Annotated in this window: 20 protein-coding genes; 9 read left to right on the top strand and 11 right to left on the bottom strand. The window is 41.1% G+C overall.

Features of this window, described 5'->3' with window-relative positions:
* The first annotated feature begins 169 nt into the window (after positions 1-169).
* The 4 genes from AC13CS_RS10195 to AC13CS_RS10180 all read left to right on the top strand — a co-directional run bounded on the left by AC13CS_RS10195 (position 170) and on the right by AC13CS_RS10180 (position 2,132).
* Positions 170-994: a thymidylate synthase gene (locus AC13CS_RS10195; RefSeq protein ID WP_293167852.1), complete on the top strand. Its 825-nt coding sequence runs from the start codon at positions 170-172 to the stop codon at positions 992-994.
* Between the two features lie 51 nt (positions 995-1,045).
* Positions 1,046-1,303 carry a hypothetical protein gene (locus AC13CS_RS10190; RefSeq protein WP_293167854.1) on the top strand — a complete coding sequence of 86 codons (258 nt, stop codon included), beginning with the start codon at positions 1,046-1,048 and terminating at the stop codon, positions 1,301-1,303.
* A 2-nt stretch (positions 1,304-1,305) separates the two neighbouring features.
* Entirely contained in the window at positions 1,306-1,524 is a 219-nt protein-coding gene (locus AC13CS_RS10185) for a hypothetical protein (RefSeq protein WP_293167856.1), read from the top strand.
* A gap of 140 nt (positions 1,525-1,664) precedes the next feature.
* On the top strand, positions 1,665-2,132 hold the full coding sequence (locus tag AC13CS_RS10180) for a nuclear transport factor 2 family protein (RefSeq protein ID WP_293167858.1): 468 nt from the start codon (positions 1,665-1,667) through the stop codon (positions 2,130-2,132).
* A gap of 11 nt (positions 2,133-2,143) precedes the next feature.
* On the opposite strand, the gene AC13CS_RS10175 is transcribed toward AC13CS_RS10180, so the two are convergent.
* Positions 2,144-2,362 carry a hypothetical protein gene (locus AC13CS_RS10175; RefSeq protein ID WP_293167860.1) on the bottom strand — a complete coding sequence of 73 codons (219 nt, stop codon included), beginning with the start codon at positions 2,360-2,362 and terminating at the stop codon, positions 2,144-2,146.
* A gap of 431 nt (positions 2,363-2,793) precedes the next feature.
* Between AC13CS_RS10175 and AC13CS_RS10170 the strand changes: the two genes are divergently transcribed.
* The 3 genes from AC13CS_RS10170 to AC13CS_RS10160 all read left to right on the top strand — a co-directional run bounded on the left by AC13CS_RS10170 (position 2,794) and on the right by AC13CS_RS10160 (position 4,570).
* Entirely contained in the window at positions 2,794-3,222 is a 429-nt protein-coding gene (locus AC13CS_RS10170) for a Dabb family protein (RefSeq protein ID WP_293167862.1), read from the top strand.
* Between the two features lie 39 nt (positions 3,223-3,261).
* Complete coding sequence (locus AC13CS_RS10165; RefSeq protein WP_482888742.1) at positions 3,262-4,128, top strand: alpha/beta hydrolase; 867 nt, start codon at positions 3,262-3,264, stop codon at positions 4,126-4,128.
* A gap of 70 nt (positions 4,129-4,198) precedes the next feature.
* Positions 4,199-4,570, top strand: a complete 372-nt coding sequence (locus AC13CS_RS10160; RefSeq protein WP_293167866.1) for a hypothetical protein — start codon at positions 4,199-4,201, stop codon at positions 4,568-4,570.
* A gap of 88 nt (positions 4,571-4,658) precedes the next feature.
* On the opposite strand, the gene AC13CS_RS10155 is transcribed toward AC13CS_RS10160, so the two are convergent.
* Positions 4,659-4,955 carry an isoamylase early set domain-containing protein gene (locus AC13CS_RS10155; RefSeq protein WP_293167868.1) on the bottom strand — a complete coding sequence of 99 codons (297 nt, stop codon included), beginning with the start codon at positions 4,953-4,955 and terminating at the stop codon, positions 4,659-4,661.
* 156 nt (positions 4,956-5,111) lie between these two features.
* On the bottom strand, positions 5,112-6,191 hold the full coding sequence (locus tag AC13CS_RS10150; RefSeq protein WP_293167870.1) for an aminotransferase class V-fold PLP-dependent enzyme: 1,080 nt from the start codon (positions 6,189-6,191) through the stop codon (positions 5,112-5,114).
* Between the two features lie 54 nt (positions 6,192-6,245).
* Between AC13CS_RS10150 and AC13CS_RS10145 the strand changes: the two genes are divergently transcribed.
* Complete coding sequence (locus AC13CS_RS10145; RefSeq protein ID WP_293167872.1) at positions 6,246-6,638, top strand: 2TM domain-containing protein; 393 nt, start codon at positions 6,246-6,248, stop codon at positions 6,636-6,638.
* Entirely contained in the window at positions 6,635-7,126 is a 492-nt protein-coding gene (locus tag AC13CS_RS10140; RefSeq protein WP_293167874.1) for a dihydrofolate reductase, read from the top strand. Before AC13CS_RS10145 ends, AC13CS_RS10140 begins: the two co-directional genes overlap by 4 nt.
* Before the next feature lie 44 nt (positions 7,127-7,170).
* On the opposite strand, the gene murI is transcribed toward AC13CS_RS10140, so the two are convergent.
* The 8 genes from murI to AC13CS_RS10100 form a co-directional block, all read right to left on the bottom strand.
* Positions 7,171-7,950 carry a glutamate racemase gene (murI, locus tag AC13CS_RS10135; RefSeq protein WP_293167876.1) on the bottom strand — a complete coding sequence of 260 codons (780 nt, stop codon included), beginning with the start codon at positions 7,948-7,950 and terminating at the stop codon, positions 7,171-7,173.
* Positions 7,951-8,035: 85 nt separating this feature from the next.
* On the bottom strand, positions 8,036-8,545 hold the full coding sequence (locus AC13CS_RS10130) for an OmpH family outer membrane protein (RefSeq protein WP_293167878.1): 510 nt from the start codon (positions 8,543-8,545) through the stop codon (positions 8,036-8,038).
* A gap of 49 nt (positions 8,546-8,594) precedes the next feature.
* The gene (locus tag AC13CS_RS10125; RefSeq protein WP_293167880.1) at positions 8,595-9,416 is read right to left on the bottom strand and encodes an OmpH family outer membrane protein; all 822 of its coding nucleotides are present in this window, start codon (positions 9,414-9,416) and stop codon (positions 8,595-8,597) included.
* 98 nt (positions 9,417-9,514) lie between these two features.
* Positions 9,515-12,178, bottom strand: coding sequence for an outer membrane protein assembly factor BamA (gene bamA / locus AC13CS_RS10120; protein ID WP_293167882.1), 2,664 nt, complete (start codon positions 12,176-12,178; stop codon positions 9,515-9,517).
* A complete protein-coding gene (locus AC13CS_RS10115; RefSeq protein ID WP_293167884.1) occupies positions 12,150-12,890 on the bottom strand; it encodes an isoprenyl transferase in 741 nt (246 codons plus the stop codon). The genes bamA and AC13CS_RS10115 overlap by 29 nt, the downstream gene beginning before the upstream one ends.
* Position 12,891: 1 nt before the next feature.
* Complete coding sequence (gene porG / locus AC13CS_RS10110; RefSeq protein ID WP_293167886.1) at positions 12,892-13,575, bottom strand: type IX secretion system protein PorG; 684 nt, start codon at positions 13,573-13,575, stop codon at positions 12,892-12,894.
* 112 nt (positions 13,576-13,687) lie between these two features.
* Positions 13,688-14,569: an NAD kinase gene (locus AC13CS_RS10105; protein ID WP_293167888.1), complete on the bottom strand. Its 882-nt coding sequence runs from the start codon at positions 14,567-14,569 to the stop codon at positions 13,688-13,690.
* Between the two features lie 2 nt (positions 14,570-14,571).
* Positions 14,572-15,228, bottom strand: a complete 657-nt coding sequence (locus AC13CS_RS10100; protein WP_293167890.1) for a CBS domain-containing protein — start codon at positions 15,226-15,228, stop codon at positions 14,572-14,574.
* Between the last annotated feature and the right edge of the window lie 56 nt (positions 15,229-15,284).

Below are 15,284 nucleotides of genomic sequence, written 5' to 3'. Positions count from 1 at the left end.
CCTCATTTCATTCGTTCGAAATGACATAAGAAAACAGTCAAAAAATATAAAAAGACGTCAGTTTGAGTGAAATTCTGAAAATGGATTTTGTACCGAAAACTGATTTCTCGATACAATTTTCCGCTAGCGGAAAACCACTCGAAATGACATTAGTAACGGAACAGACAGCATGAAACAATACCACGACCTTCTAAAACACGTATTGGAGCACGGTAACCAAAAAGGGGACCGTACAGGAACAGGAACCTTGAGCGTTTTTGGTTATCAAATGCGGTTCGACCTCTCCGAGGGCTTCCCCATGGTGACCACCAAAAAATTGCACCTCAAATCCATTATCCACGAACTTTTGTGGTTTTTAAAAGGGGACACCAATGTCGCCTATCTGCAAGAGAACGGCGTGCGCATCTGGAACGAGTGGGCCGATGAAAACGGTGATTTGGGCCCTGTCTACGGGCACCAATGGCGCAATTGGAACAGCGAGGAAATTGACCAGATCAAGGAAGTGGTCGAGACTTTGAAGAACAATCCCAATAGCCGCAGAATGTTGGTTTCCGCCTGGAACCCAAGCGTTATGCCCGATACTTCGGTCTCGTTTGCGGAAAATGTGGCCAACGGTAAAGCTGCCCTCCCTCCTTGCCATGCTTTTTTCCAGTTTTATGTGGCCGATGGCAAACTTTCTTGCCAATTGTACCAGCGTAGTGCGGACATTTTTTTGGGCGTGCCCTTTAATATTGCCTCCTACGCCCTGTTTACTTTAATGATGGCCCAAGTTTGTGGTTACCAGCCCGGGGAGTTTATCCACACCTTTGGTGATGCGCATATTTACAACAACCACATGGAACAGGTGGAATTGCAGTTGAGCCGAGACCCACGCCCCTTGCCCACTATGCAACTGAACCCTGAAGTAAAGGACATTTTCTCTTTTACCTTTGACGATTTTGAACTGCAGAACTACGACCCGCATCCACATATTAAGGGGGTTGTGGCGGTGTGATTGTTTAAAAACCGACGATTAACTTGTTATAGCGATAAATAATAATTAATAATGATGAACCAGATAAACAATGTAATTGTAGACAACGGAATCCTGGAGCATATCATACAATGGAACTATTCACCAAGTCAGATAAGAAATTTTGCGAATAGAGCATTAGCTTTCGTTCCTGCAGATGTAGTACATGAAATAAATTCAAAAAAAATGACGGTATTGATTAAAACCGAATCTGATTATGGAAATGTAATATCCAAAACCATAATAGGAGCAAATAATGAGCTTTTGTTTAAATTTAACAATATCAATTGAAAATGAATTTTATAATAACAGTCAAAAAATCGAACGAAAGAATTGATAATGTTGTTTTGGAAAACACTACTGAAGTGGACTCAATTATCGAATTGGGTAAAAATAAATATCAGGTTAAAGAAATTATTATAGTAAATCCTGATGAGGGTATTATAGAGTTAAAATGTTGGAATATCACTAATTCAGGGAAAAGCCGTGATTTAACAACTACTTGGAACTGATTATTTCTTTCCCTGCTAGTGCAAGCCTTTGGCTCGTGGATACTAAACTTTACTTTAATAATGGAACAAGCGTGACGCCTTTCTGCCGACAAAGGCAGGCCTGCATCAACAATTAGGAAGTTTATAAGAAAAAATCGGTTATGAAAACACATTTAAAAATTTCAGTTTCTATTTTTTTGATTCTCTTCGCCAGTGACCGAATTGCCGCACAGGATGCCACAGAAGCCCATAAAGACTCATTAAATAAGACCATAGAAAACTATTACGAGTTGAACCTCAAAATATTTCAGGCAAACTCAACAATCGAGGATATTGATAGTGTCTTTCAGCTTTTTACAGATGATTTTGAATACGTCCATCCAAAATATGGCGGGACTTACACAAGAGAAGATCTGTACAACGGATATGTCAGGAACCAAAAAAATGGAGGTTACGACGGAACAGTCACGAATATAAAGATCATCAATAAAATCATCGGGCTGAACGCTGTAGTTATACAAAGAATGTTTGTGGAAAAAAAAGAGAATGGGATCAAGGAGGGAGAACCACAAATGACACTTTTCGAGTTCAAAAACGGAAAAATATCCCGGATTTTTGAATATTGGTAGTGAAACCTCTTCTAGCGCGAGCCTCTTGGCTCGTGACAATCACAACTCTTCAACACCGTACTTATACCCCGCAAAGCAGCGGCCACATTTTGGATTTCCCTTCTCAAAAAGACTCCTTCTTCCAAATAAAAAAGCATGTCAATTCCCAACTCCAATTCTTTGGCCAGATCTGAAGGAGATGCATAAGCATCTTTAAACAAGTCCAAAAATTTTCTCTCACTTTCGGTCATGGTTCAAATGTAATCAACTCAAATAAATAAAGTGTCATAACAAATTATGACTGTTCCATTCTTTTTGAAGCAATTAAAAAGTGTAAGTCCTACCAATTAGAGCAAACCTAATACCGAGTACAGCTACCACAAACGGAACTGGCAACCCCCCGCTAGCGCGAGCCTCTTGGCTCGTGCCGAGTACAGTAGTCAAAATGTTAAGTGGGTGGAACGAGCGTGACGCTCGTTCCAACAACAGGCTCCTTCCTCCACATAAAAACATTTATGCGTCATGCTGAACTGGTTTCAGCATACCATCAATCATGAAAAAAAGCATATGAGACCCTGAAACAAGTTCAGGGTGACGGTAAAATAGTTGATATACAAGCAGAAACAATTCTAATCAGTAAAATTGTACATTTGATTCAAATCAGTATAAACAAATAATTCACATGAAAACCACCGCTATCACCCTATTTGCCGCATTGTTATTTGCCAGTTGCGGCGAGCAACCCAAAAAAGAAACCACCGAAAAACAGGAAGAAGAAACTGTGAAAGAAACCGAAAAATCGGCAGCACCGCAATTACGCCACGTAGTATTGTTCAAATTTAAGGAGACATCCGCCGCTGAAGATATAAAACAAGTGGAAGAGGCATTCAATGCCCTACCTTCAAAAATTTCGGAAATAAAAGGATACGAATGGGGCACCAACAACAGCCCGGAGAATTTAAACAAAGGACTTACGCATTGCTATTTCTTGACCTTTGCCAGCGAAGAAGACCGAGACATCTATCTTACCCACCCCGACCATGTAGCGTTTGGCGACATTGCAGGCCCACATATTGCGGATGTAACCGTTGTGGATTATTGGGCGAAGTAATTTAAAAGATACATAATTTTAGTCAGCACAACCATTACGATGACATTTCGTCCTTTAATTGATGCAGCAACAATGAAATATTTCTTCGCCTACCTTTTTTGTGTTCTTCTCGGTCCAACCCAACTCTTATTTAGTCAAGACGGAAACACTATTGAACTTGGCAACACTTTATCGATACACTCGCAGATTCTCAATGAGGATCGCAAACTCTTAGTAAGCTTGCCCGATTCTTATCAAGACCGATCCAAAGCCAATTCAACTTATCCGATAATTATTTTATTGGATGGATTTGTCCACTTTAAAACCACTTCCGCCATTGTAGATTTTATGGGTTCACGTACCAATCGAAACTATTTGATGCCAGAAACTATTGTGGTTGCTATAGAAAATGTAGACCGCGAAAGGGATTTTACAGTTACCAAACTAAAGACCAAACGGCCAAACACGATGGGCGGAGGCAAAAATTTCCTCAATTTTATTGAAAAAGAATTGATTCCGTTCTTGGATGACAAATACCGAACAACTTCACACCGAACCTTAATCGGCCATTCCCTTGGAGGTTTGTTGACCATTAACGCCTATTTGGACGAAACCACGCTGTTTGACACCTATTTAGCCATAGACCCCAGCATTTGGTGGGACGAAACTGTTATGCTTGAAAAAGTAAGGACAACAACACAGAATTCTATCGGCAAAAAATTGTATTTAGCGACCGCTAACCAAGGAAAAGCCAATTATGAGCGAAACAAAAAGCGACATGATAGCTTTATAGCGTTTTTGCAGGAGCGTTGGGGTGAAAAACTAAAGATAAAGCAGGACTATTTTGAAAAAGAGGACCATCGTTCTGTTCCACTTCCAGCAATTTACGAAGGGTTAAAATATTTAAACAAGACAGTTGAGCAATAAGAGAAGTCCAATGCATGTAATTATAAGCAACCCACGTACCACATGACAATCTTATAAAAACTGTTATGCTATGAAAAAACTATTTTCCTTATTGTCCGTGCTGGTTATTGGATGTTCTTCAGACAATAGTGATGCCGAGGTATACATTCGACTATCCAATGTTAGCACCTACGATTATCAAAATATAACCGTGAACACTTCGACTGGGCCTTTGGACTATGACAACCTAGATTCTGGAGAAATTTCGGAATACCAAGTGGTTGCAAAAGCATATAGTTATGCCTTTGTTGAACTGGAAATAGCTGAAGAAACATACACGATTCAACCTATAGACTATGTTGGCGAATCAACCTTAAGCAGCGGTTATTATACCTATCAAACCGATGCCAATGATACTACGGAACAATATGGCCGACTCAGTATTTCTCTGGTAAAGGATTGATTACGGAGTAAAATCGAATTCCAAAAACGGCTAAGTTGAGAGAAAATCACCATCAGTTTTGGGGCCAACTGATGGCGTATCCAATGTTTTAAACCTCCAAAACGGCATTTTCGGTTCCAGCGTAGTCGTTCCACTGAAAACGATCGGCCTCGGAGTCGTTGACGTAATTGCCATCGATCAAATATCTGAATTCGTAGCTGTTTTCCACAGGTAGCTCAAACGTACCTTTAAAGGTTCCGTTCTTCAATTTCTTTAAGCTGCTTTTTTTGGGGTTCCACTTGTTGAAATCCCCAACTACCGCAACTGTTTTTGCCTCTTCCGCAGGAACTGAAAAAGTTACCTTGCAAACAGGCTTGCTCTTTAGGTATTGTTTCTTGATCGCCATGGTATCAATAGTTTAAATTAAGGACAAAACAACAGATAAAACCTCTTATTTACAATAAGTTACGCTCGATTTATCAAATTGATAAAATGCCCCTAACAATAGGGTTACTTTTACAAAAATAAGCACTGATATTTCCTGAAAAATGATTCAGATCATTCAGGGCCGTAATATTTTTGCAATGGCCTCGATTTCTTCTTCAGTATTGTAAAAATGAAAGCTTAAACGGATGCCTCCTCCCCTAGCGGATGCCACTACATTTTCTTCTGATAATTTATTGAAAAGTTTTTCATTGCCCTTAATATTGAAAATGGTACTGTGCTGCTTTCTTTTGGTGATGGCCGGTTCCAAAAGATCAAGATCGGAAAAGACGGACATGGCCTTTTTGGACAGTTTTTGCAATTGTACCTGCACATCTTCCTGACCAATTTCGTCCAAAAATTTAACGGCGAATTCCAAACTTCCGAAATTGAGTGAATCCAAATGGCCTGGCTCCAAAAATTTACAGAAGGTTATGCTGTTGCGTTTGGATGCATCGTTATCCACGGAACCGTTTCCTATTCCACGAAGCTCAAACTGATCCATCACTTCGTCTTTCACTAGGAAAAAGCCATTGCCATAACCGGCCAACATCCATTTATAGGCACTGGTTCCCAAGATATCGATTCCGGAATCTTTAAAATCAAAAGGTTCTGTGCCACAAAATTGGGTACCGTCGGCCAAAATAATCAGGTTGGGAAACTCTTTTTTCAGATCTTTCAAAAAATCAAAATCAATACGAACGCCATCCACCCATTGCACCAAACTGAGTGCCAGCACGTCCACATCGCCCTTTTTGACCTTGGCATATATGTTTTCCTCCATGTGCTCGTCCGCATCCACATAATCCCGCTTAAAATTTCGGGTCTCGAAGGGCCAATTTACGCTCGGGTAATCTTTATTTACGAGCAACACTTTTTTATCCTTGGGCAACCCTTCCAATAGCAGATTGAACCCCAAACTAAAATTTGGGACCAAGGCTACATTTTCCGGTTTACAATTGAAAAATTTCCCAACGGTTTTCTTGATTTCGGGCATGTGGGCAAAACCCTTCATTTTCATTTCGCTGCCACCGATCAGGTAATCGAGGTCGTGCCCTTGGCGCCATTCCATCAAATCTTCGCTCAACAGGCCTGCGGAGGCGGTATTGGCATAAACACATTGGTTAAGAACAGGGAATTTTTTTCTTAAGTTTTGCATGTCGGGATTTTTGGATACAATTCAGTTATCTTTGTTGATAAAGATAGCCATTCCATGTTGTCATTTGGTAAAAAGAAGAAGCCGGAAATAGATTTGGAGCAGCACGAACTTTTGGAAAATGCACAAAAACGCATCAAACAAAAGAAGAGACTGTTTTCCCACTTTGTGATTTTTTTGATCGGAAGTATTTTTTTGATTCTGGCCAATAAGGTGCTCAAATACGGTGAGCCTTACGATTGGTCCATTTGGATTGTTTGCGCATGGTCTTTTCTACTCACCTTGCACACCTTCAATGTTTTTGTAACCAACAAGTTTATGGGCCAAAATTGGGAACGCCAACAACGGGAACGATTGGTTAATCTTCAAAAAAAGCGCATTGGCGAAATCCAGAAAGAAATAGAAACGGACTTTCCGCTTTCCAAAATCAATAAAAAAAAAGATCAATGAAGCGATTGATCATTATTGCGGCGGCGGCCGAAAACAATGCCCTGGGCAAGGACAACGACTTGGTTTGGCACTTACCGGACGATTTTAAGCGTTTTAAAAGTTTGACCTCGGGGCACAAAATAATCATGGGCAGAAAAACCTTGGAGAGCTTTCCCAAACCTTTGCCGAACCGAACGCACATTGCCATTACCCGAGATGAAGATTATACGCCCAAGTTCCCATGTACCATTGTGCATTCCATTAGTGAAGCCATTGGTTTGGTAGAGGACAATGAAACGGCTTTTATTATTGGTGGCGGCAAAATTTACAAACAATCCATGGCCATTGCCACGGACATAGAGCTCACACGGGTGCACGGCACTTTTGAGGCCGATGCTTTTTTTCCTGAAATTGATGGGGACCAATGGGAATTGGTAAACGAGGAACATCATCCAAAGGATGATAGGCACAAATATGCATTTACGTATTTAACCTACCGAAGAAAGTAAGCTTGTTTGGATTCCCGTTTCACGGGAAAGACAGTTTCATTCTATTAGAAATCCAGGTAGGCAACTTGAGCAGTCGGTCGGTCAACCAAATCTTTTAGAACTTCAACATCGGCATTGGTGTAAAAGATATGCTCTGGGTCACCATCAAAATCTGAAAGTAGTTGGTGTTGCTCCAAAACGGCCTTGGTTTGACGTGCTACGGCTTCGCCTGAATCTATGATGTTGATATGCTCTGGCAATATATCCTTAAGTACGGGCATCAAGTACGGGTAATGGGTGCAACCAAGCACCAAACAATCTATATTTTGATCGAGCATGGGCTGCAAAAAGCCCTGCAGGAGCGTTTTTATCCCTTCGGATTGAATTTTACCGGCTTCAATGAGTTCCACCAGTCCTTTACCCTCTTGCTCCAACACAGTAATTCCTTCGGCGAAGAGTTTGGAAGTATTGTGAAACAAACTGCTGGAGAGCGTTCCTTTAGTGGCCAAAACCCCAACTTTATTGGTTTTGGTATGAAGGGCCGCAGGTTTGATCGCCGGCTCTATTCCAATAAAAGGAACATTGTAATGGGAACGGAGGTAATCTATGGCGTTTGTTGTGGCGGTATTACAGGCCACCAGAACAATTTTACAGCCTTGACCCAGTAAATACTCCGTGTTCTTGATGCTGAGCCTTAGAATCTCTTCTTTTGACTTTTCGCCATAAGGAGCATTGGCGCTATCGGCCAAGTAAATGGTTTTTTCCTTGGGAAGCATCTTTGCTACCTCTTTCCAAATGGATGTACCTCCTACTCCTGAGTCAAAAATTCCTATCGGTTTTGGCATACCTAAAAATAGTCCCTAAAATTATTATCGCATAAAAAAACCGCTTTTAATAAAAGCGGTTTTTTAAATATTGTAAAATCACGGTTTAGAAACCCAATTCTTGTTTTACTTCTTGCAAAAGGTCTGGACCTTTGGCTACAATCAAGCTCAAACCTGGGCTGGCATCGATTACGTAATCATACCCTTTGGCCGCTGCTACTTTTTCGATAGCTGCTTTTGCTTTATCAGAAATTGGTGCAAACAGCTCTTGTTGCTTTTTCTGCATTTCTTGCATGGCCGCTTGCTCAGCCTCTTGAATGTTTTTTTCAAACCCTTGAAGCTCTACCGCTCTTTGCTCGTTTTCTTCCCTTGTTTTGGAAGTGGCTTCGTTCTGGTACTGGGTATACTTGTTTTGAAGCTCTGTCATGGAGCTTTGAATGTCTGCTCTGTAGGTTTCTTGTAATTTCTTCAATTCAGCTTGTGCAGCCTTCATCTCCGGCATTTCAGACAATAGTTGCTGTACATTAATGTGTGCAACCTTGCTCTGTGCATTTACAAAACCTGTAGCCGCAACAAACAATACTAGGGCTACAGCAATCCTTTTTACATTTCTCATGATTCTCAACGTTACTTTTTTGACTTTAAATTTAGTGTTTCAATATAAATTATCCTATTGAATCCTTTTGTTGTTCTTGCGCTTTTTTTCGTTCTTCCAATTTGGCTTTCCGCTGGGCTTCACGCTCTTCCAATAATTTTTTTCTTCGTGCTTCGTATGCTTTCTTTCGCTCTTCGCGTTCCTTCAATTTTTCGGCCCTTCTTTCCTCTGCTGCCTTCTCTCTTTCGTTTTGGGCCTCGGCGGCTTGCTCCTGTCTTTCCTTTAGGGCATCACTGATCTGATCTTCCTCTTCTTGGAACTGCTCCAAACGGCTTTCCTGCTCTTGTTTTTTGTTGGATGCACTGATTTTTCTAGTGCGTCCTATCTCCCTTAAAACCAAGTCACTGATATCGTGTCTTTTTTCGGAGTACAACATTACAACATCTGCGGATTTATCAAAAATAAAATCGTATCTTTTATTGGCACCGATTTTTTGAACTTCGTTGAAAACTTGATCCTGTATCGGCTGTATTAAAAGTTGTTTTTGCAATACCAAATCCCCTTGCGGTCCAAAACGATCTTGTTGGTAGTCCAACATTTCCTTTTCCAGAATTTGGATTTCCTCTTCCCGCTCTAGAATGAGTTCATCGGTCAAAAGCACTTTTTCCGCCATCAAATCTTTTTTCATTTGATCAATAACGCTTTGCTTCAGCTCAATTTCTTGTTTCCATTTTTGAGCTTTGGCGTTTAATTGTTCGGTAGCATCCCTATACTCTTCCACATTTTCGAGGATATATTCCATATCCACGTACCCTATTCGCACTCCCCTTTGGGAGAACCCATAAAGGGACGACATCAAAACAACTAATGACAAAAGAACTTTGGTATTCATCTTTGATTCCGCATTTTACATAGAAAATATCGTGCCAAAATTACTAATTAATTTATAATGAATCATTTACAAATTAGCAATACACGATTTTCCATTGATTAAAACTGCTGCCCGATGATGAAGTGCGTTTGCCAGCCACTTGGCCCAACTGATCCTGGACGGGCATCGGTATCGAAGCCGTAACCAAAATCAATCCCCAAGAGTCCGAATGCCGGCATAAATATACGTAGCCCCACTCCGGCAGATCTTTTTAACTCAAACGGATTATAATCATTAAAATTGTTGAAGGCGTTACCAGCCTCTAAAAATGATAGTGCGTAAATAGATGCTGAAGGTTTTAAGGTCAATGGGTAACGCAATTCCAGTGAGAATTTATTGTAAATGGTTCCCCCATCCTGTTCCAACCTATTGGTAATGGCATTGGTACTGTACGGTGTAAGTGATTGGTTTTCGTAACCACGTAACTGCACCACGTCCCTACCATCTAAAGTAAAGTTTCCTAAACCATCTCCTCCCACATAAAAACGTTCAAAAGGAACATTTCCGATATCGTGGTTATAGGCTCCCAAAAATCCAAATTCGGCATTGGTTCGTAAAGTAAGCTTACCGACTATGGCTTGATACCAATCCCCTTTGAATTTTATCTTATAGTACTCTAACAATTTGAATCTTTCCTCTTCCATTCGCTCCAATTCCTCACGGAGTTGGTTAAACTCAAGCTGCTCTTCTGTTGTTGATGGTTCCCCAATTTCACGAAGCCTTACGTTTACATTGTCAATATCCTCTTTTAACGCTCCAAAATCCTTTCCACTGAACAGGGAATATGGAGGAGTGAACTTGGCCGTCAACTCAAAGTTGGAACCCGAGGTGGGGAAAATTCTACTGGGTCCTTGGGAACTTCTGGAAATACCAAAAGTGTAACTTAGGGAGTTGGAGCTGCCATTACCAAAATTAAAGAGTCCACTATTGTAATCGTTAAAATCGTACAGTTGATAGCTCAACGAGTGTGAAATGGTAAAGAAATCGTCCGGCCACTGTACTCTCTTGGCCAAACCGGCAGAAACACCAGTAATAGCGAAACCTCTAGATTTATCTACATCGAACCTTCCATTTTCGTCGTATTGCGTTCTAAACTGTTGTGTCCTGGAAACAGACAAATTAAACCTTACGGGCTTTTTGCCCCCCAACCACGGTTCGGAGAAATTTAAACTGTACACACGGAAAGTCCTACTGGCCTGCAAACGCAGGGCAAAGGTTTGTCCATCCCCCATGGGAACGGGTTTATAGGCTTCCTTGTTAAAAATGTTCTTTAAGGAGAAGTTACTAAAGGAAAGTCCTAAAGTACCTATGAAACCTCCGCCGCCAAAACCACCTTGAAGCTCAATTTGGCTGGAACCTGATTCCACCAGGCTATAATTTACATCAACAGTACCTGCATTGGGATCTGGATTTATAATATCCGGAACAATTTGTTCGGCATCAAAAAATCCGAGCTGGCCCAATTCCCTAATGGTCCTTACAATATTGGATTTACTATATTTTTGCCCTGGCCTTGTACGAATCTCCCTGTAGATTACGTGGTCGTTGGTCTTATCGTTACCTGAAACGGTAACGTGGTCCAAAAAGGTCTCTTTTCCCTCTATGATCCGTATTTCAAAATCAATGGTATCGTTTACAGCGGAAACTTCGACCGGGTTAATGCTTGAGAACAAATACCCATTGTTTTGGTAGAGGTTGGTCAAATCCTGTGCATCTGGGTCGGAATCGTCCGCAACGCGCTCCTTGAGCAGTACTCCATTATAGGTGTCCCCTTTTTTGATACCCAATACTTGGCTCAACATTCTATCGGTGTACACCGAGTTCCCCACGAAGTCAATATCACCAAAATAGTACTTATCGCCTTCTTCCACTTTAATGGTCAACTCAATGTTTTTCTCATCCAGTTTCACAAAAGTATCAGAGAGTACCCTTGCATCCCTATACCCTCTTTCGGCGTATGTGTCGATCAAGTTGTCAAGATCCTCCTCATAGTCCGCTTCAATGTATTTGGACTTTTTCCAAAACCGATAAAACTTTTTCTTCTTGGTGTTTTTAAGCGATTTCCTCAGCTTTTTGTTGGACAGCTTTTCGTTACCAACAAAGTTGATGTCCTTTATTTTAACCTTGTCGCCCTTGTTTACATTGATGACCATGTTCTGCACATTGGTCCCTGTAGTATCGGCAGTTGTGGCAATGCTTACCTTGGCGTTTAAAAAACCTTGCTTTTTATACTTGTTCTGAAGGTAATTTTTGGTATTGGCAATTAAGCTTTCGGTGATTTTTTTACCTTTTTTAAGGTCGGTATCGTCGATGATATCTTCCACCTTTCTTTTTTTAACACCATAGACCGTAACGTTGTTCAAAGTAGGCCGTTCGGTAATGCTAAGTTCCAAAAATATCTTGTCGTCTTCGATTTTGGTGTAGAACATTTCCACATTGCTGAACAAATCCAGGTTCCACAACTTTTTGATCACTGCGCTTATTTCATCGCCAGGCACCTTAATGGGTTGCCCAACACGTAAACCGGTATAACTCTTAACCGTTTGTTCGTTATAGCTTTGTAAACCCGTTACGGTTAAACCTCCCAAAATGTATTGTTTGCCCTCTTCGAAGTCGGTCTCCTGGGCAATACCGTGGGCTGAAAATAAAAATAATGGGATAATAAGGGTCGAAAGGATGAAATTTGTGATACCCTTAGTTAAGTTGTTCGCTCGTTTTTCCAAATCGTCGTTCTCTATTTTGGTAACTTAATATGGCCTCTACCAAATGGTTTTCTCTAAAGTCGGGCCAAAATACATCAATAAAATATAATTCGGCGTATGCTATCTGCCAAAGTAAAAAATTACTTATCCTGCATTCGCCACTTGTACGGATAAGCAGGTCTACATCAGGCAAAAAGTGCGCGTAAAGATGTGTATTTATAACTGTTTCATCAATATTTTCGGGGGAAATTATGTTATTTTTAACTTTGACCGCAATCTGCTGAACCGCAGTTTTTATCTCTTCACGAGAGCCATAGCTCAATGCCAGCGTTAGGGTCATTCCCGAATTATTTTCGGTTTTGGACATTACCTCGTTAAGTTCTTTATGGACTTTTGGGGGCAATGTTTCAATTTTTCCAATGGCCCTTAACCTAATATTATGCTTGTTCAAGGTCTTTAGCTCCCTTTTAAGGGCGTTGACCAAAAGCTTCATCAAGGTATCTATTTCGGTTTTGGGGCGGTTCCAATTTTCGGTGGAAAAGGCATAAAGCGTTAAGAATGGTATCTGGAGCTTTGCACAGCTCTCAACGGTTTGGTTTACCGATTCTACTCCGTTTTCATGTCCGAACATACGTATTTTGCCACGCTGCTTGGCCCATCTGCCATTACCATCCATAATAATGGCCACGTGCTGCGGTAGTTTTTCTTTGTCTACGTCCTCTAGTGTGTGCATTTTATTGAAAACAATCCTGGCAGGGTTTACGTCCAAAGGTATAGGTTAATGTTATACCTGAAAAAACGTACCAGTCGTCGCTCAATATGTTCCCGAATCGGAATTGCTCAAAATTGGAACCTTCTGGGTTACTTGCGTCCAAATTGTCCGTAAAAGTATATCTGGCCCCAATCTCGGCACCAAGAATCAAGAATTGATTTAAACGATACTTAGCCCCAACCGTCATTGGAATTGCAAAACTACCTTCTTTTTGGTTAATATCCTGCATCTGAAGGGCATCAATATAATTAAAATCGTATCTAAAGTAGGTTACACCCGTGTATAAGTAAGGCGTGAAGGCGGGTCCGAGCTTATGAAGATTATATTCCACAAAGTTAATTTCCAGTCCTGCGGAGAGTTCCAAAATGGAATTATCCACCACATATCCCCTTTGCTGCCTGGACTGCATATGGGATTTATTATCGTCAGCGGTAACCTCTCCATAAAGTACGCTGGCCCTCCACGCATAGCGTTTTCCCTTGTTCCATTTAAATATTCCGCCGAAGGCAGGGCCCGAGGGCAATATGTAATTGGTTCTTCCCACATCACCTATCATATTGGCGCCACCGGCAAACACCCCTATCTCGTAAGTTTGTGCACTCACCTTGATCACACAGCATAGAAAAACTGCCAAAACTATCCGCATACTATCCAAAAAGTTTCAAGAATTAAGAGTAAAGGAAGGTCAATAGATTTATATTTAAAGTTGCTTTCCCTTGTTAAACAGTTTTTCGCCCCTTTTATTGCTTTTGATTTTATCAATTCCGCCTATCTTCTCCCCAAAGTAATTTATTGCGCAATGTTTTCAAAAAGCTTTCGGATTTATACTCGATCATTTTGATGGTAAAGTCCGCTTTTTTGATTCGGATTTCCTTTCCATTGGGAATATCGGCTATGCGCGAATCCAAGGATACCAAATGGGTCTGTTCCCGACCTGAAACCTTCAATCTAATCTGTGTTTTATCGGAAATCACCAAGGGTCTCGCATTAAGGTTATGCGGTGCAATGGGCGTCAGCACCAAGGATTCCGCCGAAGGTGCAATAACCGGACCGCCACAGCTCAGGGAGTAGCCCGTTGAACCCGTTGGGGTGGAAACAATCAACCCATCGGACCAATAAGAGGTCAAATACTCATCATCAAGCCAGGTTTCCACGGTGATCATGGAGGTGGTATCCTTTCGGCTTACCGTAATTTCGTTAAGGGCAAAATTGATCCCATGGAACTCATCGAGATCAGAATTGAGCTCCACTTCCACCAAGGTTCGTTCCTCAATGGTATAGTGGCCGGCTTCAAATTCGGTGACGAGCTTGCGTACATTTTCTTTTTTGAAGGTGGACAAAAAACCCAATCGACCCGTGTTGACCCCAACAATGGGAATTCCGTAATCCTTTATATAGGTAACGGCCCGCAACATGGTGCCATCGCCGCCAAAGCTCACGAACATATCAAAGGAGGAGTCCAATCCTTTGGATTGGGTAAATGTTCCCTTTACTTGTTCTTTGGTAATAGTGGCCACCAGTTTATTAAAGTTCTCTTCAACATAGATAGAGGCATCCAACTTCTTCAATTCGTCCAAAAGCTCCATTACGCAAAGCTGGTCCTCTTTTTGAAAAGACTGACCGTATATGGCTACCTTCATACTTAAACGTTAAGATATTTTTCTAGATAATCGGAACGCTGCTTCAAATCTTCCAAGAACTGGTCGTCGCTGTTCCCGTAGACAATGGTGTAGTTATATCTTCTAAAAGTCTGCGCCACTTCGTTTAAACTTTGTGTGCCAACTTTTAAGGTAATCTCTATAATATCGTTCTCGGACGCTGTAATAAAGGCTCCCAACAATCGGGCATTGTTGCCCTCCACGATTTGGGCTATCTCACTAAAAGAATAATCCTTGATTCCAATGGACACCACCAAAATGGCGCCTGGTTCCCTAAAAAAAGGTGTATCGATAAACATATCCACCACATCTTCAAGATCGTAATACCCAATAATTAAACGGTCCGCATCCAAAACGGGCAATACATTGGCCTCGTTTCTCGAGAACATTTCCAGCACATCCAACCAAGCAGTTTCCTTGGTCACAAAAAAGCTCTCCATTTCCAACCGAAATTCATCAATCTTCTTTTTAGGTTCAAAACAAGCAAGGTCGTTCTCCGAGAGCAATCCCAAATATGTACCATTTTCGGTAACCCCAACATGGGAAAATGTAGTCTCTTCGAAAAACTTGATTACATCCTTCAAAGTTTCCGAAACCTCAAAAACGGGAACCGTGTTGATTATTTTATCTTGAATGTTCATAACACTTCTATTAGGTGCAAAATACTAATTTAAAATGGCAAAAGGCATGCCGAATT

It is taken from the genome of Flagellimonas sp. B-3, assembly GCF_056857835.1.
Note: the sequence above shows the minus strand (reverse complement) of the source record. Positions and strands in the feature narration are given on the sequence as shown.